Consider the following 19,920-nt stretch of genomic DNA (forward strand, 5'->3'; position numbering starts at 1 on the left):
GATATTTACATGATACAGGTTCATTATTTCCATTCCTCAAATTTAAATGAAGCAATAAGATAGAAAAGCAAGCCGACATCAAAACTATATTGGAGGGTTTAAAATGGAAATTGGAGGGGCTAGATTGAAAAGAAGTAAGATAACGATGGTTTTACTTGCCCTTGTCGTTTTGCTTGCCGCATGTGGGAAAAACGAAGTTAACACTGGAAATGGAAATTCAGTCAATTCGGAGCCGACCGAGACAGCGGGTGAGAACGCAAATCCTGTTACTCTTAAAGTAATGGTAGCCAGCGATTGGTTGAAAGAGAAAAAGTGGCAAACCTTGTTCGATGAGTTTACAGAAACTACTGGGAATAAAATAGAAGTTCAAAGTGCACCTGTAAACAGTTACGCAGATCTTGTAAGCACTCGTTTGGCAACAGGCGATACTCCAGATCTTCTATTTTATTGGGGTCAGAAAGGATCCATCACAAGGCTTAATCCCGAGAAGAATTTATTGGATCTAAGTAATGAAGAGTACGTATCCCGCATTAACCCTGCTGTAACGAAATATTTCCTCAAAAATGATGACAAGCTTTACGGCATTCCTGTAACGGGACTGAGCGTCTCGGGAGTTATTTATAACAAAAAAGTATTCGCTGATCTTGGGATCGAGATTCCAAAAACATATGATGAGTTTTTAGCTGCTGCCGAGAAAATTAAAGGTGCTGGTATTACACCAGTGTACGAAGCAGGTAAAGAAGCATGGCCGCTTCAAATCTTCGGCTTCAACGCTATGGCAAATATTATGAAAACACAGCCAGATCTCATGGATAAAATTAATACTAAACAAAGCACGTTTGACCAAGTACCTGAATACGTCGATGCACTTCAGAAACAGGCCGACCTTCAAACTAAAGGTTATCTAAATAAAGACTTGTTCTCCGCAACTTATGATATGTCATTGGAACAAGTTGCGACTGGAAAATCGGCTATGATTTTCCAAGCAGACTGGGCAATTAGCCCACTTTTAGAAAAGTATCCGGATGCGGAAATCGGAATGTTCCCTATGCCATGGGACGGAGATAACTACGCTGGGATTTCTGATCCAAATGGCCTGTACGTTCTCAAAAACTCAAAGAACGTCGAAGTTGCTAAGCAATTTCTTGAGTTCTTTAGTAAGCCAGAGGTATTAAACAATTACTTTAACGAAGTCAAATCAATACCGACATGGACAGGTCTGGATGTAACACTGAATCCTGGAACGGCTGATATGAATGTATTCGTTGAACAAGGGAAAGCGGTACCATTCTTTAACTCACTTGCTTTAGTCGAGTTTGGTGATTATCCATCTCTCATACAGCAAATGTACGGCGGTACGTCACCATTGGATGTTGCGAAAAGTCTTCAATCAATTATAGAGAAAAACTCGAAAGCAGCAGGAGTAGCTGGTTTCTAGAGCTTAGGTAAGGAGTTGAGAGAACCATGCTTCATAGAAAAATGTACCCTGGGTGGTTAATTGCTCCAGCGCTTATCATTTACGGTGTTCTTTACTTGTATCCTACATTGTCAGGATTTTATTACTCAATGACAGACTGGTCACCCTATAAGGATACAATTAAATTTGTCGGGTTTGAACAGTTCAGAGAGCTGCTTGGCACTAAGGCAATGTATACAGCGATGAAACATACTGTGATTTATGCTGTACTCGTTACAATTTTACAAAATGGGATAGGAGTTCTTTTAGCCCTTCTTCTTAACTCATCGCTTGCGGGACGAAACTTTTTTCGAAGTGTATACTTTTTACCATGTATTCTAAGTGCACTTGTTGTCGGATATACCTTCACGACTGTGTTACACCCGGATGGTATATTTAATCAGCTTTTAACGACTATAGGCCTATCTGATTGGACCAGAGATTGGCTTGGTGATCCGAAAATTGCGCTTTACAGCGTGGTAGCAGTTAATGTATGGCAATGGGCTGGTTTATCTATGGCTTTGTATCTTGCTGGTCTTCAGGGGATATCTAAGGATTTGCTGGAGGCAGCGGTGATTGATGGTACAACATATACACAAAGACTCAGGTATATCATGTTGCCAATCCTGGCCCCGGTAGTCACGATCAGCGTTTTGCTAAGTATGATTGGCTCGATGAAAGCGTTCGAGATTATTTTCGTTACGACGGGTGGCGGGCCTGGGGGGGCCACTGAGGTCATGAACACCTTTATTTTCAAACAATTTGGTTCGGGACTTTATGCGTACGGAACGGCAGCAAACGTTGTGCTATTCTTGTCCGTGGCTGCCGTCTCAGTTCTTCTCTTAAAAGTAATGCGGAAAGGAGAGACGGCAGAATGAAAAATCAATATAGAAAATGGTTGCTTACTTTATTAGCAGCCATTGGCAGCTTAGTCATCATTCTGCCTGTAGCTTTAGTCGTTTTTGGCTCCTTGAAAAGTCCTGCTGAAGCGGCAAAGTTAGACCTAAGTATCCCTTCTCAGTGGATGTGGTCAAACTACAAAACGGTGTTTATTGAAGGAAAACTGCTAAACGGATTGAAGAATAGCCTATTAGTTACGATATTAACAGTTTCGTTTACTATCGGTGCAGGATCCATGTGTTCATATTTCATTGCACGACGTCATGGGAAGTGGGTCCAATCATTGTTCTTTTTATTTTTCGCAGGGATGATTGCACCTCCTTCAATGATTCCGACAATTAAGTTGATGCAGGCACTCCATATTTCTGGGGAATTCATTGGTCTCATTTTATTCATGACAGCACTCAATCTTCCACTCACGATCTTTATTATGAATGGCTTTGTTCGATCCTTGCCAAGAGAGCTGGACGAGGCAGCAACGATTGACGGCGCAGGTAGCTTCTATACCTTCTCACGGATCATTTTGCCTTTGTTGAAGCCATCCATTGCAACTGTCACTGTTTTAGTTTCCATTTCTTCTTGGAACGATTTTTTGAACACGCTCTATATTATTAGTGATAGCAATATGTGGACTCTGCCTTTCTCCGTATATAATTTTGTATCGATGTATGGGACACAGTGGCACTACGTATTCGCTGATTTACTCACAGTAATGATTCCTATGTTGATCGTTTACCTGTTCTTACAAAGGTATATCATCGAAGGGATGACATCGGGCTCGGTCAAAGGATAAGGTAATAATCGTAAATCGTGCGAGCTGTAAACCTCGTACGATTTATGATCGTATCTAAAAAACTAACCTAACAGATAAGCTTTCAACTGACCTGTTAACTACTCGGCCTGCACGCTGATATGAGGAATTTAAATTAATCTTTTATTTTTCTATGTATGAAATCCAAATCAATTATTGTAAACGCTTTAAAAGAAGATATATCTAAATTAAATAGGGAGGTTTATATATGATGGTTAAAAAGAAATGGATGTCCGTTACACTAGCTTTTACATTATCCGTAGGATTAATATCAGGTTTTACCCCAACGATTAAAGTAAATGCAGAAGATGTTCCGATGTTTAAGACGCAAATAGGTGGTGTCTTTGACGGCATGCCGCTGTTTGATGGGAACCCCGAACATTTAGATGAGTTTGTAGATACATATTTCGAATATACAGGGATTGAGGGACCAGCCGTATACGTAGCAGGAGCCAGAAATCATTATACATTAAAGCGTGGACCAAATTCAGGGAAGAAAATTCCTGGTGCATTATCCGCGGCGGATAATGATCAGGGTATCTCAACTGACTTCCCGGCGTATATTGGAATGGGGCAATCTTGGAATAAAGAGCTAATTGCGGATATCGGTAATGTCATGGGAGCAGAGAAGCTCAGCCAACTTAGAGTAAAACAAGGAGACTCCAATATCCAAGATGGAGCGAATGCGTCACACTCTGTCGCTTTCACAGCTGTGAGCGATTTAAGAATGAATCCCTTAATTGGTAGATTCGATGAAAGCTTTAGCGAAGATGTACATTTAACTTCAACTTTGGTGAATACAATGGCAACTGGGCTTAGCGGTACGGATCAAGATGCGAGCTCGGATGGCTTCTGGATGCGTGCAGCTGTAGCAACAAAGCATTTTTCTGTGTACAATTCTCAGTGGTTCCGAGAAGTTGCAAGCAATAGTGCTGGCGCTCGATCGATCTATGAGTATTATACTCGTAGTCCTATTAAAGGATTTGAGAGTGGTTCCCTTGCAGGTGCTATGACTTCATACGGTAGGACGAATGGAATTCCTAATATCCTATCACCATTTCAAATTCATGCGAACAATTTATCAAAGTACGGAGTTTACAGTAGCACAGACTTTTATAGCGATCGTTGGGCTTATAGTAATCCGTTTAATAATGGAGAGGATACTCAAGGGAACGGTTACGACACAAATTACGCAGTTGATAGTGCTCATGCATCTGTTCTCTTTGCTTTAGCTAAGTCAGGTGATGGCCTTCAGGATGTCCTTATGTTAGTTGATGCAGTAGAATCGGGTCTCTATGGTGCAACTGAGGCAGATTTGGTTGAAGCTGCACGAGCACATGTAAACCAAATGGTTCGTCTAGGTATTTTTAATGAAGTAGACGAAAATGGCATACCGAAATTCTATCCGTTTGCTAGCGGAGCACGTGATGTGTCTGCTACTCAAGCGACTTATATATTGCCTGAGCATCAGGAGATAGCTCTTAGGGCTGCACAGGAAAGTATTGTTCTACTCAAGAATGACGGTACGCTCCCGCTGGCAAAGAACAAAAAAGCAGCGATATCAGGCATTTATGCCGATTCTAGGTTTAAAACTGCAAAATCGTTACGATCAACTCCAGGTATAACGAATTCTGGGGATGCACCGCTGACATCCATCATTAAGCAAATTGGTGGAGCGAATGTTTTCCATAAGACTGGCGGCAAAGTGATTGCGTTAAAATCCACATTTAATGATCAAATGATTACCGCTAGCGAGAATGAGACCGGGGCACAGCTGGTCACGACGACAGATCCTTTAAATACTTCCGATTCAGCACAACTTTTCGAAGTTTATGATTGGGGCCAGGAAGCGGTCAGCTTGCTTTCGTTGAAAAACAATAAGTGGGTAACCTCTCCTAGCGCGCTTAACGCTCAGATCGGAAATACAGACTCAACGAAATTAAATTTGACTAGCAATGACTGGAATGGAGAACTACTGCAGGGAAATACCAGTACCATTCCCCCAACGTTAAGAATTGAAACTAACAGCGATGATACGGTCTCATTGGTGTCTGACTCCTTTCATTTTAGCTTCTTCGGAAATTTTACTAATAAATATTACAAAACCGGAAAGTTTATTATTACTGGCGATGATGGAGGTTTACAAACTGCAGGCACCACATTAACGGATGCCGCTACAGTTAGTGAAGTGAAAAAAGATAGCAGAGCGAAGTTTGAAATGGTAACGGTACAGGATGTAGGTGCTGCTACTTCGGTTAGAGCGGAAACTGACGATTACGCGATTCTATTTGTCGGAGCGATACCGCGTCTAAGCTCAGGGGAAGGTAATGATAGATCCAGCCTTTACCTAGGCGACGACGATTATGAGCTTGTTGAGAAGGTTTCTAGCGCTTTTGCTGCAAAAGGCAAGAAAACGGTAGTTGTCGTGCGAGCAAGTTCCCCAGTTATTCTGGAGGAGATTCAGAATAATCCTAACGTTTCAGCGATACTATATCAACCGTATGCTGGGCAATATGACGCACAGGCACTAGCTCAAGTACTTTATGGTGATTATGCACCTACAGGTCGACTGACTTCTACTTGGTATGCAGACATGTCTGCTTTACCGTCAATTTCGGAATACGCTATACCGGAAGGAAATGATTCACAAACGCTGTCAACGACTGACCCTAGGTATGTTATTGACATGACTAATGCGGATCCGATTGAAACGAAACTGACTTATATGTACACAGATGCTCCTGTAACCTATGAATTTGGATACGGGCAATCATACAGTGGTTTCTCGTATAGTGATTTTTCCTCACCAACGACTGCTGATTTTCAAAAACCTTTCGAGGTTTCGTTAAATGTGAAGAATGTAGGGACAGTGGACACAGCCGAAGTTGTACAAGTGTATGCAAAGAATCATGCGTCAGCTTACGGTGAATATGCACCTGCTAAAAAGTTGGTTTCTTTTGAAAAGGTGATGCTCGCAGCTGGAGAAACAAAGAAGGTTACGTTACAAGTTGATCCTAGCGAACTTGCAATTTGGGATGTAAATAAAGATGACCTTATCGTGGAAAATGGATCTTATACGCTTATGATCGGTGCATCATCCAAGGATATTTGGCTTCAGAAGGATATAAGTGTTACAGGTCAAACACTGGAACAGCTTAATATAAACGAGCCTTTTAACGTGTTTGATCATTCCTTTGCGTCGAATGATGTTATTTATCATGAAGTATCTAAGGAGCGTACGGCCGTTAACCTGAAAGAAAAAAAGGTAGTTGGAGGTTATTACGCGGTACGTTCAAAAGAGAGCAACTCATGGATAGCTATTCCGAAAGTTAACCTAACAGCAGCAAATAAAGTGACAGCAAGCGTTGCATCCACCACTACTGGCGGAATGATCACGTTACATGCCGATTCCCCGGATAGTATGCCACTTGCAACGCTGGGAGTACCGGTTACGGGTCCAAAGTCATACACGATTGCGAATGCGGGGGTACTTGTGAATGAACTCGGATATCAGGATGTCACGGTAGATCTGAGTCAAGCCGCTCCTAATGGCAATCATGATCTATACGTCGTTTTTCATGAGCCGGATTTACGGATTGACAGCTTGTCATTTGATACCAGCAATTCTTCAGGTGGAGGCGACCCCGTTATTACGCCAGGTGGTTCAACTGGAAGTAACAGCGATGTCGAGGTCGTTAATAACCCGACCTTGAACGCTGACGGTAATGTAGAAGTCAATTTGCCATCGGGGAAAAGCCAAGTGCAGATCCCAGCTAATGCTAACGTATTTGATGGTAATCGCTCTTTATTCGTAAAAGGTAATGCTTCCACTGTCGAAATTCCATCGGAAGTGTTGAAGGAGTTCAAATCACTTGTCTCTGCGACAGATTTAAACGGGTCTCATATTTCGTTAACAATGAAGGCGATTGAGGATTCGCAGGCAGAAAATCTTATCAATCAGGCTGCACAAAAAAACCAGGCGAGTCTCAAAGCAATCGGAGAAGTTATTGAATTTGTTATCTCAATTATTTCAAATGATGGGAAGGAAATTAAACTTACTGAATTCTCCAAACCTGTGACGATTACGCTTAAAATTAATGGGGAAAACGTTTCAAATTTGATTGGCGTTTATCACTTCGCTGGTAATGGGAATTTAGAGTATGCAGCAGGGAAGCTGATAGAGGGAGCTTTAGTAGCTGATGTGGTTCATTTTAGCAAGTATGGCGTACTTGAATACGATAAGTCGTTTGAGGATGTACCTGAATCTTACTGGGCGAATGAAGTGATTAAGGTACTTTCCGCAAAACATATCATTTTCGGTGTAAGCGAAACGAATTTTGCTCCGTTGCAAAAAGTCACACGTGCCGAATTTGCTGCGATGATTGTGAGAGTGTTAGGACTTGAAGCAAAAAATGCACTTTCATTTAAAGACGTGGCAGCGAATTCGTGGTATGCAGAAGCGGTAACTGCAGCAAACGAGGCAGGTATCGTTATGGGAAGAACACCTAATGAGTTTGCGCCAAACGCAGCCATTACTCGTGAGGAAATGGCAGTTATGGTCGTCCGCGCCTATGAGCTGCAGGAAGGGAATAAAGCAAACGAGTCCACAAAAACAAATTTTGTCGATCAGCAGGATGTTAGTGCTTGGGCACAAGAATACATTAATGCGGCTGTTGAGGTAGGATTGCTCCAAGGGCGAGGAGGAAATAGATTTGATCCTAAAGCGATTGCCAATCGTGCCGAAAGCGCACAAGTTATCTTAAATCTCTTGAATTAACTTATCATTCATTACATCTCATTTTTAATAAAACATTAAACATTGGAGTTATACGAGTACAAGATTTTTTGAATAAGCGAAGCCGCCAAAAATTGGCGGCTTTCTTGTGTGCGACGGGCAGTCGTTTCTTTAGCGAATTATTCGCTATATGCAATCTGTTAAAAGCGGCGGCTACGTTACCTTAGGTAAACACGAGCCGAGAGCTTGGAAGGATGTTTTCTGGAGGGTGAAAGTCCCTCCTCAAGCGCTCTGGTGCGACTTGAGAAGCCTAATCTAGGGCAATATCGCGAGGTACTTGTCTGAAGGAGATGCGGATAATCGAGAGACCCGTAGGCGGATGAGCAGACCCAAATGCGAAAGCGTGAAGCACGTAGCGGCAGGATAAGTCGGCGACTGTGCGTAAATAACGGGAAGCCTAGGAAAAAAAATCGTTGTCCAATGAACCAGACGGATAGCGGTGGCTTATCAAGTGAAGGTGCTGGGTATGTTCAGAAGGAAGATACGATGACCCCGTGAGGTTCTCTGCTTCCCTATAAAGGATGGTTACATATAAGGCTTCGTCGAAATTGTAGTCATGGTTGAGAATTCAGACGTTCTCATAGTACGGAAGTAGGCAGATGACCAAACATCTGCTGAACGGAAGGGGAACGACCTCGTGAACAAACACTTGAATGTGGTGCCAAACAACCGTCACGTTACTGCGGTAAGAACGAACGGATTGGGTACGATGAAAGGTGGGCGATAGACTTGAATCAAGAATTGAAGCTAAAGTGGCACAGTATTTATGGGCAAATTCTGTTTGAACGAAAACTTCACGCAGCATGGTTACAAGTGAAAGAAAACAAAGGTGCGGGTGGAATCGACGGTGAAACCTTGGAGAGCTATGAGAAGAAGCTGGACGAAAATCTAAGCGAACTCTTGCAGAAACTCAAAAACAAAGCCTATGTTCCATCCCCCGTACGCAGACGATATATCCCAAAGAAGAACGGGAAGATGCGCCCGCTAGGTATACCCAACATTGAAGACCGGATTGTGCAACAAGCCATTGTGAACGTGTTACAGCCAAAATGTGAGGAAAGCATATTCCATCGTTGGTCATGCGGGTATCGCCCTAACTATGGGGCGAAACGCGTCGCCCAGATTATCCTGTGGAACATTGAAACAGACCATAATTTTATCTATGACTGTGACATCCGCGGCTTCTTCGATAATATCCCTCACAAGAAACTGATAGGGATACTGACGAAATACATCGCAGATGGAACGGTATTGGACATGATCTGGAAATGGCTTAAAGCGGGGTATATGGAAGAGGGGAGATATCATGAAGTGGATGCCGGCACGCCGCAAGGCGGAGTTATCTCACCCTTACTAGCCAACTTGTATCTCAATGAGTTGGACTGGAAGTTGGAGGAGCATGGTATCCGCTTCGTGCGCTATGCCGATGATTTTCTATTGTTCGCGAAAACGGAGGAAGAAATCCGGAAAGCGGCTGAAGTCACCCGAGAAACACTGGGAGAACTAGGGCTAGAAGTAGCCATGGAGAAAACCAAAACAGTTAACTTCAAGGAAGACGACTTCGACTTCCTAGGTTTCACGTTTGAGCACTGGCGAGAGCGGAAGAAAGACGGTAAGCCGTATTTCATCGCAAAACCAAAAGATGCCACGTGGAAAGACTTCAAGCAGAAAGTCAAGGCGAAGACCCGGAAAACCCTAACACTAAACAAAAAAGCATGGCTAGAGCGCGTCAATCCGATTATTCGTGGAAAGGTAAACTACTTCCTGAACCTGTATAAAGCAGTAGAGGAAAACAAGCGATACGGACAGGAAAGTCGTTGTTTCTTTAATGCATGCAGAAACCAGCTCTTTGATATGGACGGGTATGTGAGACAACGACTGCGAGTCGCCATGACTCACAGCCATCCAAGCCAAAGAAAAGGACACGCGATGAAGACGAAATGGAACAACGAATTCTTTGCTAGAATCGGTCTCGTTTCTGCCTTCTGGGCATATTACAATGCGCAGTATGGTTATACACTCGAAAACTATATCGACTACATGAAGAACAGACAGAAGGCAAAGCATGCCCAGAAGGTGCAGAAAGCAAAGGAACGAGGACAGGAGTATTATACTCCCGACCGCGTCCGTAAAATGCAATACGCACAACGTTTAGCGACATATTGATTACAAGTTGAATCACGTTGGTGAGCCGTATGCCTTAGTAGGGCACGTGCGGTTCGATAAGGGGGGAGCCATGAGAGTGGTTCCCCTACTTTATTACTTCAAAGACTTATTTGTCTTTCTATACAGGCTTGGACTAGTACCGACAATTTTATGAAATAATGCATTAAAATGCCCAGTATCCTTATAGCCTGAGCTTTTCGCGATATATGCAATTTTAAAATCGGTTTCCAATAACAATCGACAGGCATATTCAACCCGCTTATGCTGAAGAAACTCTGAAAATCCCGTTCCTGTTGCTGATTGAAATAACCGAATGAAATGACGGGAACTAATGCCGAATTTGGCAGATAATTGTTCAACGGTTAACCGCTCGGTGAAATGGAGGTGTACATAATCTAAAATATTCGACAGATTCGAGCTTAGATGAACGTTATCTCCGTCTTCCGATAATACCTCTTGATGCCAAATTCGGGATATTCGTACGGAGAGTTGCATCAAACTCCCGAAAATGGAGGTAGTAAAGCTCGACTTCATCTCTGAAAACTCTCTATACATATGCTCAAACAAGCTCACGAGTTCCATGCTTTTGTCGACAATTGCAACATAGGTTCCAGGGCTCCCCTTAAAAATTGTGAACGGTTGATTATCGGAATACCGTAACAGCCAAACCGTTAACTCATCTAAAAATTCCGGTCGAATACAAAGGTTATATACAATGAGTTTGTTTTTATTAGATGCTCCACTCGGGCGAAATACGTGCGAGGTTCCGACAGGTAGTACGTATAAGCAGCCCTTATAGGTTCGCTCAACGATATCGCCAACATAGTGATAGCCATCGCCAGCCATTACATACACGATTTCGATGTAATCGTGATCATGCGCCCTTAGTTCGAATCCTTCCTCCCATCTATTTAAGAAAAGTGGGAATTCGTCTTTAAAATGTTCCGTAACCTGAGAATGATGGATTGATGATCGAGCTGCCTGTTTTACGTTCTGTTTCAAGTCTTCGGCATATTTATCATCCATATATGTCACTTCTTCCTGTGTTGTTTCTTAGTTTACTATTATACAATTATTCTTACATGAATCGTAAGGGGGATTTCTTTGGAAATGTTTCGAGGTTGCAGAATACTGGTATACGAGGTCTACACAGGATAACAAGGATCGGTGTATATGAACCACTCCCTTAGAGGGATGAAACTTCATACAGTGAAACGTACAAAACAGGTGGTCTCCTTGAGACCACCTGTTTAATTTCCATCAAAAAGCCACTTAAAATAGACGTAATATATGCATTTGGAAGTCTTACTTGTTCGCGGAAAGTTTTGCATACTTATGCATACTAAATGGAAAATATGATATTGAGAGGAAGATGACACGCAGATGAAGAAAATGAGTATTTCTACAAAGTCAATTAGCTTTAAGCTGATAACAGGGGCGCTTGCGATTACTTTGCCTTTAATCGCGTTGCTTGCTTATAACAATTTTTATGCGATCAATGTGGTGCGTCAACAGGTAGCAGAGTCAAATCAAAATATGATATCACTGTATATTCAACTCATTGATAGTGGGTTGGATGATACGGATCAATATATTAAAACAATGGCAGCAACCTCTAACGATCTGGAAATCATGGAAAACCCAAACTCGGCGGAACCTGATTATGAGTTAGCAAAAATAAGACTTTATAATGAGCTTCTTGCGGATTCAATGAATTATAAATCGATTGACAGCTTTTTCGTATATTCTCCAGTCAAACGTGATTGGATGCAAGTCGATCACGCGAACCAACAGGCGGAACAAGTAAAGGAGGTGCGAGATTATTTGGAAACGCAATTAGTTCCAACCGTGGAGTCAGGGAAAGGCTGGCGGGCAGTCCAAGTCGGTAACGAGTACTATTTGTGTTTTATTGCGCGTATCGGCAATACGTATATAGGGGCATGGGTCAATGCAAAAACTTTATTATTGCCGCTGTCTCTAGTTCGTATTGGCGATCAAGGCGCTGCGTTGTTTGCAACACATGATGGAAAGGCAATGGGACATGGGGAATATATACGAGAACGTGAAATCGATTTGCTTCCCCAAACACTCCCCTTTTATATGACGGGTAAGAATAATAGTTATTTGGTTGTCGCGGAGTCCTCCAAAAAAGGTGGGTTTTCATTGGTAGCGGTTATTCCAGAACGGACGATTCTAGAGAACCTGCCGTATTTAACTCAGATTGTGTATCTCATTTTGGGATGTTTCATATTGATGATTCCGTTTTTTTTGGTGTTTCTCCGAAATACTTTCCTTAAACCTATTAACCGAATCGTAACCATTATGAAAAAAATCGGGGATGGGAATGTGAATTTGAGAATTCCTGAATATCAAACATCGGAAGAATTCGAGATCGTCAATCAAAGGTTTAACAGTATGATGTCTCAGATCGAAGCTTTAAAAATTGATATTTATGAAGAAAGACTAAGCAAGCAAAAGACAGAGCTTCAACATCTCCAGCTTCAATTGAATCCTCATTTTTTCTTGAACTCGCTTAACATTATTTATAATTTTGCCCAGGAAAAAAATTTCGATCTTATTCAGGAGATGTCGCTAAGCTTAATTCATTATTTCCGTTATATGTTCCGAAATAATCTTGCATTCGTTCCCTTAAAAGACGAACTGGAACATGTTCGAAACTATATTCGTATTCAGGAGCTCAGATATCCGGACAGTTTTGAATGTATTGTCGACGTCCCTTCTATCTTGCTGCATACGTCGGTTCCGCCTTTGGTAATCCAGACATTTGTTGAGAATACAATCAAGTACGCAGTTTCTCCGGACGAGTATATCCGACTTTTCATTCAGATCGAAACAGACATTGATGGCAATGAGCCTTGCATGAAAATCAAAATCGAGGATAACGGTGAAGGATTTACCTCTGAGGTTCTGCATTTACTCCAAGACGGAGGACTGCCTGAACTTGCGGATGGAAAGCAAACAGGGCTAAGAAATATACACAGCCGATTGCAAATACTATACGGGGAACGGGCGCAACTCCGATATCGGAACGCCGATATGCATGGAGCAGTCGTGGAAATCGAATTACCAATTCAACCAGAAAGAGATGGAGGGCGATAAAATATGACCAGTTTATTGATTGTCGATGATGAAACTACTGCGATTAGGGCTGTACAGGGGGCCTTAGAATGGAGCAAGTATGGGATTACGGAGATTTTCACAGCACAAAGCATGAAGCAAGCTCAAGCGGTCTTCAGTAAGCATACCGTCGATATTATGCTTAGTGACATCGAAATGCCAAGAGGTTCTGGACTCCAACTGTTGGAATGGGTAAGGCATTTTCACTCATCCACTGAATGTGTGTTTTTGACTTGTCACGCGGATTTTCACTTTTCACAAAAAGCTATTCAGTTAGGATCTCTTGACTACCTGCTAAAGCCTGTTCCAAAAGAAGAATTGGAAGTAGTCATTTTGAAAGCGATGGATAAAATTAGCAGGGAAGTTCATCTTCAGCAAATCAATCAAAGCTGGATGCGCAATCAAACGCACATCAAGGAAAAATTTTGGTTAGATGTCATTCAACGAAGGATTCCATCGGATGATGAAACTATACGCAGGGCTGCAAGAGAAAGAAATCTGGTCATTCAGGAGTCAAAGATGGTACCGATTCTAATTAAGGTGAAACGTTGGTTGAAGCCACTGACTACTCGGGATGAACGAGTTATGGAGTATGCGTTGCGCAACGCGGTAGAAGAGGTTTTGATCGCTGGTGAAGTCTCCATAATTGGACTGGAGAAGGGGACATTGGCGGCTATCGTATTATCATCTTCCAATTTGGTGGAAAGCGGTCTTCTGTATGCTACATTGCAGGATTATGTGAGTGCTTGTCACCGATATTTCTATTGTGATTTATGCTGTTACATCGGCGAGAGTTCCACTTTTAGTTCGATTTCGGTGCAGTTCGATATGCTTTCCGAGCAGGAAAACAGGAATGTAGCCTACGATAATAAAGTGTTTACCGTAGAAGAGAAGAAGGCAGGGACCCTCATACCATCGATCCCTGATATGAGGATCTGGTCTGCATTGATAACGGATGGTAAGACTGATGTGATGTTGGGAGAGGCAACTCATTATTTAGACGAATTATCCCGCGCACCAGGCACCACGGCTGAATTACTTCATCGGTTTCATCACGATTTCCTGCAAATGATGTACTCCTTGTTGCGAGAGAAAGGCATATTAGCCAACCAACTATTCCAAGATGTGACTTCAAGGGAAATATTCCAAAGTGCCGTACGGTCAGTTACAGATATGATTGGTTGGATTCAGCATGTGACCTCTAGAACAGTGGAATACCTAACTGAGGAATCTGACTCTATCGTCGATAAAGTCAAACGATATATACAAGCTAATTTAGAGAGAAATATTACTAGAGAAGATATAGCAAATCATGTTTATTTAAATCCAGATTACTTAACCAGACTTATAAAGAAAGAGACAGGTCTGCTTATTTCTAACTATATCTTGATGGAAAGAATGAAACTTGCTGAGAAATTATTAACTCAAACGGATATGACGGTCAAAGCCGTCGCGCGTAAAGTGGGCTATGTCACAATTTCTCATTTCACAAAAGTATTTCAAAAATATCATGGCAAGACTCCAAGCGACTTTCGAGACAATCGTCGGAAATAAAGAGATGTCGTTAATGCGGTAGGAAAAGGTCGTATTCGTTCATGCTTAAAAGTTTATGATAATGGCAGATGATGAAATTGCACAAGAAAGAAGGAAGACGATGAAGAATCTGAAGCGTTATCGGACTCTGTTACTTATGACTATGCCCGCTTTGATTTATTTATTGATTAATAACTATTTGCCTATGTTCGGTATCATAATTGCTTTTAAGGATCTTAATTTTTCTAAAGGAATATGGGGGAGCGATTGGGTGGGGTTCGCCAATTTTGAATATTTATTTCGAACAGCGGACGCCTTTCTGATTACCCGTAATACGCTGCTCTATAATACCGTGTTCATTGTCCTCGGGACCATTCTCTCTGTAGGGGCCGCCATTCTTCTTAATGAAGTGAAACAAAAACTGATGTCAAGATTCTATCAGAGCATAATTCTAATGCCATTTCTCATATCTATGGTCATCGTCGCCTACCTAGGGATTGCGATGCTGGATGTGGAAAATGGATTTTTGAATCGACAGATTCTTCCGCTACTGGGTATAGAACCGATCTCTTGGTACGGTGAGCCGAAATATTGGCCCTATATCCTGACGATCATAAACATGTGGAAATCCGTAGGGTACAGCTCCATAATCTACTTCGCGGCAGTCATCGGCATAGATCATGAATATTATGAAGCCGCGACCATTGACGGTGCAAGTCGCTGGCAGCAGATTCTCAAAATAACGATTCCGTTGATTATGCCGATAATTACCGTTTTGGTACTGTTGTCAATCGGTCGCATTTTCTATTCGGATTTCGGACTGTTTTACCAGGTGCCTTTGAACTCCGGCGCACTCCAGTCAACGACCGATGTGCTCGATACCTATGTATTCCGTGCGTTGATGACACTCGGCGATTTCGGAATGGCCTCTGCTGCAGCGCTCTATCAGTCGTTCGTCGGATTCATTCTCGTTGTCCTTGCTAATTATGTAGTTTCAAAACGAAGCAAAGATCAAGCATTGTTCTAGGAAGGGGTTATGATATGCCACAGAAAAGATTGAATCCTTATATCGTCCATTCTATTTTCATTTTGGCTGCAGTGTCTTGTTTGTTTCCGGTTGTGCTCCTCATTATGGCATCCCTGACGAGCTCGGATTCACTTATTGTCGATGGCTATTCCTTGTTTCCCAAAAATATTGATTTTGAAGCTTATCAGTACTTGTGGAATCAAGGTACCACTATTTTCAGCGCCTTCGGCATTTCGACGCTCATAACCGTTGTAGGTACCATTGCAGGAGTTATTATTTCCGCTTTGATCGCGTATCCTTTGTCGCGGCAAGATATGCCGTTCCGCAAGATTATTGCATTTCTTGTCTTTTTCTCCATGTTGTTCAATGGTGGCTTGGTGTCCGCGTATCTCGTATACACAGAGATTTTTCACATTAAGAATACGCTTCTCGCATTGCTGCTTCCGAATCTTCTGACGAATGGATTTCTGATTTTTTTGATACGGACTTTCTTTACTACGTCTGTACCAATTCCAGTAATAGAATCGGCGTATATTGACGGAGCAGGAGAAGGTTTGATTTTTCGAAAAATCGTTTTGCCGCTTTCCTTACCAATCATGGCGACATCAGCCATAACTGTTGCCATCGTTTATTGGAATGATTGGAATAACGGCTTAATCTATCTCACAGATCCACAACTATTCGGAATTCAGAATTTGCTCAATCGGATGCTAAGTGATGCCCAGTTTTTCCAAAGTAACAGTCTTGGCGGCCAAAATGTGGCTCTTACCAGTAACGTACCGCTTGAATCCGTTCGCCTAGCGATGGGAGTGGTCGGAATGCTTCCATTGATAATCGCCTATCCGTTCTTTCAGAAATATCTCATCGGGGGTCTGACAATCGGAGCTGTAAAGGGCTAGTTGCTTCTCCGGTGTTCGCATCGGTTAGCATAAATAATCTTTAAAATATAGGGGGAAAACAAATGAAGAACACAAGGAAACGCTTCACAGGCATCGCTTCCGTCATACTTGTTTTATCTTTAATTCTTTCAGCTTGCAGTGGTGCTTCTGAAAAATCTGTTACTAACGAAGGCTCGGCAAATGAAAAAGGATTGGGTACGAATGTTTCATCGACCACGGCCGAACCCTATGAATTAACTTATGCGGTAATGTCAACTGGTCCGACCGATGATGCGAAACTAGTCGAGGAAGAGATCAGTAAAATTACGAAAGAAAAGATCAACGTAACGGTGAAGCTTGAATTTATTGGTGGTTCGCAATGGACACAACAGACCAATCTGATGCTCTCCGGGAATGAAAAATTGGACCTGATCATGACGAATGCCTACATCAACCATTATAGCGGTCAAGTTTCGAGAGGACAGATTATTGCGATAGACGATCTGCTTGTTCAGTACGGACAGGGAATTCAAGAAGTGCTTGAAAAAGACGTTATCGATGCTACGCGGATTGACGGAAAACTATACGGTATTCCTAGGGTAGGAGGTCTGTCCGTTGCCTTCGGCTTCCTTGGCCGCCAAGACTTGATCGATCAGTACCAGATCGATATGACTCAAGTGAAAATCTGGTCAGATTTGGGATCTGTATTTCAAGCGATTAAAGATAATGATCCGAAAATAATTCCAGTTACGAAAGGTGCGATGACTCCAGCTATTGCAACAATTAGCGATAAATTTGATGTGTTTGGTGACTCACTGGGTGTAATGGATATTCGAAACAATAAATTAGAAGTGATAAACCTATTTGAGACAGAGGATTACCGTGACGCCATTGCCCTTGTACATGGATGGTACAAGGCAGGGTATATCCAAAAAGATTTGGCTACATCACAGATCGAGGGCAATAGTGTAGTGGAAGCAGGACAAGCATTTGGTTCGTTCGGAACGATATTCCCCGGTGTTGAGGCCGCTACAACCGAACAATATGGATATCCGAGTATAGTTATTCAATTGTCTCAGCCGATAAGCTTTACGAATAATGCCTCTGGCTTTATGACATCGATAGCCAAGAACAGTAAGAATCCAGAGAAAGCAATGGAATTCTTAAACCTGCTGTATACGGACAAGGAGATCATGAATCTCCTTGCCCTTGGAATTGAAGGCAAGCACTATGTGAAGAAAGAAGGAGATACAATTGTGCCGGCGGAAGGCCCTCCAACTTATATGTTCAATAACTGGCAGCAAGGCAACAATGCAATGGTATATCCTACAGAAGGGTCAGACCCGGAAATCTGGGCAAAGATTAAGGAGTTCGATTCATTGGCGGTCAAGCCGTCTACATTTGGATTCACTTTCGACCCAACACCGGTAAAAACGGAAATCGCTGCTGCGACCAACGTATTAAATTCGTATCGTGCTGGCTTGGAAAATGGTGTTGTCGATCCATCAAAATTGAACGAGTTCAACAGTAAGCTGAAAACGGCTGGCCTGGATAAGATTATTGCTGAAAAGCAGAAGCAGTTGGATGCATGGGCTGCTACGAAATAGGCTAGTTGTAATTTGAAACAGTAGTCTCCTTTGTTGGGGTATACTTCTTGATCCAAAGTGGACAAGTGGACTTTTTGAACAACTTCTTTAAAAAAATCTACGGGATGAAGTCACAGCAGTAACGAGACACACATCTCGTATAGAGATTATAAAATAAATACTGGAGGCAATCATGTTTATAAAAAATGGTTCCTTATGGACGGATGTTGCAGGCAATCCCATACAAGCTCATGGCGGGGGGATGCTTCGAGTAGGAGAATATGTGTACTGGTTCGGGGAGGACAGGCAGGGCGAGAATCGTGTTTCTTGCTATCGATCTTCGAATCTGGTGGATTGGGAATTTCAAGGCAACGTACTTACGCTGAATTCACCATTCCAGCCGATAAATATGATGACAGACCCAACGCTTAAAACTAACAATGAAATGGAAAAAGGTGCGATTATTGAAAGACCGAAAGTCATTTATAATCGACGAGACAATAAGTATGTGATGTGGATGCACTGGGAGAACGATGAGAATTACGAAGCCGGCCGTTGTGCGGTAGCCACGTGCGATACTGTCGACGGGGTTTACGTTTACCACGGTAGCTTTAACCCAATTGGTCATCAATCGAGGGATTGCACCTTGTTTATTGACGATGACGGAACTGCCTACTTCATCTCTTCTGCACGTGAGAACGCAGATTTGCACATTTACCGACTAAGTGAAGACTATCTTTCAATCGACGAGCATGTTAAGACGTTATGGCCAGGACAATTACGAGAGGCACCGATCTTAATGAAGAGGGAGGGCGTCTATTTTCTGCTTACCTCAGGCTGCACGGGATGGGAGCCAAATCAAGGAAAATACGCATATTCGAGCAATATAGACGGGAACTGGTCCCAATTGCATGATTTTGGCGGTTCGACTACCTTCGATACGCAACCTATGTTTATATTGCCTGTACAAGGCAGCGAAAAAACGACCTATCTGTACATTGGCGACAGGTGGGATCCGAGTGATTATCATAGCTCCTCCTATGCAATCTTGCCCCTTTCATTTCCGACAAATTGCACGTTAGAGCTTCATTGGGCGGATCTTGTAGAGGTTCGTTTGGATAGTGGTAACGTCGTAACAGAACGGGGAGACCGTACAATGGTTCGCATCCGTAATGGTTTCAATCGGTATTTATCCACTAAAAGCGAAGGTAAGGAAAGGGTTTGTACACAAATACTTTCGTATTCCTCCCCTTCTCTTTCATGGATAATAGAGCCGGATTTCGCAGGTTACATTCGCATTAAGAACCGTTCGACAAATCTATTTTTGGAAGCTTTGGAAACAAGTGAGGAAGTGATAATGGCAGACCGTTCGGATGATAAATGGCAGCAATGGAAATTGATAGATGGCGGGAAGGGAAGGCGAATCATTCGAAATCGGGGAAATGAGCAAGTTTTAACGCTAAATTCAAAGGAACAAAGTTATTTGTATACATCACAGTATGATCCTTTTTTGCAGTCAGAGTCCCATTTTCATGCTTGGAACGGTGCTCATAATCAGTTATTTTTGATAACCGAACATTACGGATAATGGCGCAGGGAAGAAATGGCGTGACGTTTTTTTCGCCCTATT

12 protein-coding genes are annotated in these 19,920 nt (G+C 42.4%); 11 read left to right on the forward strand and 1 reads right to left on the reverse strand.

The features are described 5' to 3' along the window. Positions 1–103: 103 nt before the first annotated feature. The 5 genes from MHI37_RS06555 to ltrA all read left to right on the forward strand — a co-directional run bounded on the left by MHI37_RS06555 (position 104) and on the right by ltrA (position 10,128). Positions 104–1,438 (forward strand): extracellular solute-binding protein, encoded by a 1,335-nt coding sequence (locus MHI37_RS06555; protein WP_076334539.1) that lies wholly within the window; start codon positions 104–106, stop codon positions 1,436–1,438. 26 nt (positions 1,439–1,464) lie between these two features. Next, a complete protein-coding gene (locus tag MHI37_RS06560) occupies positions 1,465–2,334 on the forward strand; it encodes a sugar ABC transporter permease (protein WP_076334538.1) in 870 nt (289 codons plus the stop codon). Continuing rightward, positions 2,331–3,149 carry a carbohydrate ABC transporter permease gene (locus MHI37_RS06565; RefSeq protein ID WP_076334537.1) on the forward strand — a complete coding sequence of 273 codons (819 nt, stop codon included), beginning with the start codon at positions 2,331–2,333 and terminating at the stop codon, positions 3,147–3,149. The genes MHI37_RS06560 and MHI37_RS06565 overlap by 4 nt, the downstream gene beginning before the upstream one ends. A gap of 226 nt (positions 3,150–3,375) precedes the next feature. Continuing rightward, a complete protein-coding gene (locus MHI37_RS06570) occupies positions 3,376–7,944 on the forward strand; it encodes a glycoside hydrolase family 3 C-terminal domain-containing protein (RefSeq protein ID WP_076334536.1) in 4,569 nt (1,522 codons plus the stop codon). Positions 7,945–8,691: 747 nt separating this feature from the next. Continuing rightward, complete coding sequence (ltrA, locus tag MHI37_RS06575) at positions 8,692–10,128, forward strand: group II intron reverse transcriptase/maturase (protein WP_076334535.1); 1,437 nt, start codon at positions 8,692–8,694, stop codon at positions 10,126–10,128. A gap of 93 nt (positions 10,129–10,221) precedes the next feature. On the opposite strand, the gene MHI37_RS06580 is transcribed toward ltrA, so the two are convergent. Next, positions 10,222–11,154, reverse strand: coding sequence for an AraC family transcriptional regulator (locus MHI37_RS06580; protein ID WP_076334534.1), 933 nt, complete (start codon positions 11,152–11,154; stop codon positions 10,222–10,224). 357 nt (positions 11,155–11,511) lie between these two features. Between MHI37_RS06580 and MHI37_RS06585 the strand changes: the two genes are divergently transcribed. From MHI37_RS06585 to MHI37_RS06610, 6 genes are all read left to right on the forward strand, one after another. Then, positions 11,512–13,248 (forward strand): histidine kinase, encoded by a 1,737-nt coding sequence (locus tag MHI37_RS06585; RefSeq protein ID WP_076334533.1) that lies wholly within the window; start codon positions 11,512–11,514, stop codon positions 13,246–13,248. Positions 13,249–13,251: 3 nt separating this feature from the next. Continuing rightward, entirely contained in the window at positions 13,252–14,820 is a 1,569-nt protein-coding gene (locus MHI37_RS06590; RefSeq protein ID WP_076334532.1) for a response regulator, read from the forward strand. Between the two features lie 100 nt (positions 14,821–14,920). Then, entirely contained in the window at positions 14,921–15,826 is a 906-nt protein-coding gene (locus tag MHI37_RS06595; RefSeq protein WP_256709393.1) for an ABC transporter permease subunit, read from the forward strand. A gap of 14 nt (positions 15,827–15,840) precedes the next feature. Then, the gene (locus MHI37_RS06600) at positions 15,841–16,725 is read left to right on the forward strand and encodes a carbohydrate ABC transporter permease (protein ID WP_076334530.1); all 885 of its coding nucleotides are present in this window, start codon (positions 15,841–15,843) and stop codon (positions 16,723–16,725) included. Between the two features lie 62 nt (positions 16,726–16,787). Continuing rightward, positions 16,788–18,311: an ABC transporter substrate-binding protein gene (locus tag MHI37_RS06605; protein WP_076334529.1), complete on the forward strand. Its 1,524-nt coding sequence runs from the start codon at positions 16,788–16,790 to the stop codon at positions 18,309–18,311. Positions 18,312–18,483: 172 nt separating this feature from the next. After that, on the forward strand, positions 18,484–19,878 hold the full coding sequence (locus tag MHI37_RS06610; protein WP_076334528.1) for a family 43 glycosylhydrolase: 1,395 nt from the start codon (positions 18,484–18,486) through the stop codon (positions 19,876–19,878). The last annotated feature ends 42 nt before the right edge of the window (positions 19,879–19,920 follow it).

The organism is Paenibacillus sp. FSL H8-0548, assembly GCF_038630985.1.
Taxonomy (GTDB): domain Bacteria; phylum Bacillota; class Bacilli; order Paenibacillales; family Paenibacillaceae; genus Pristimantibacillus.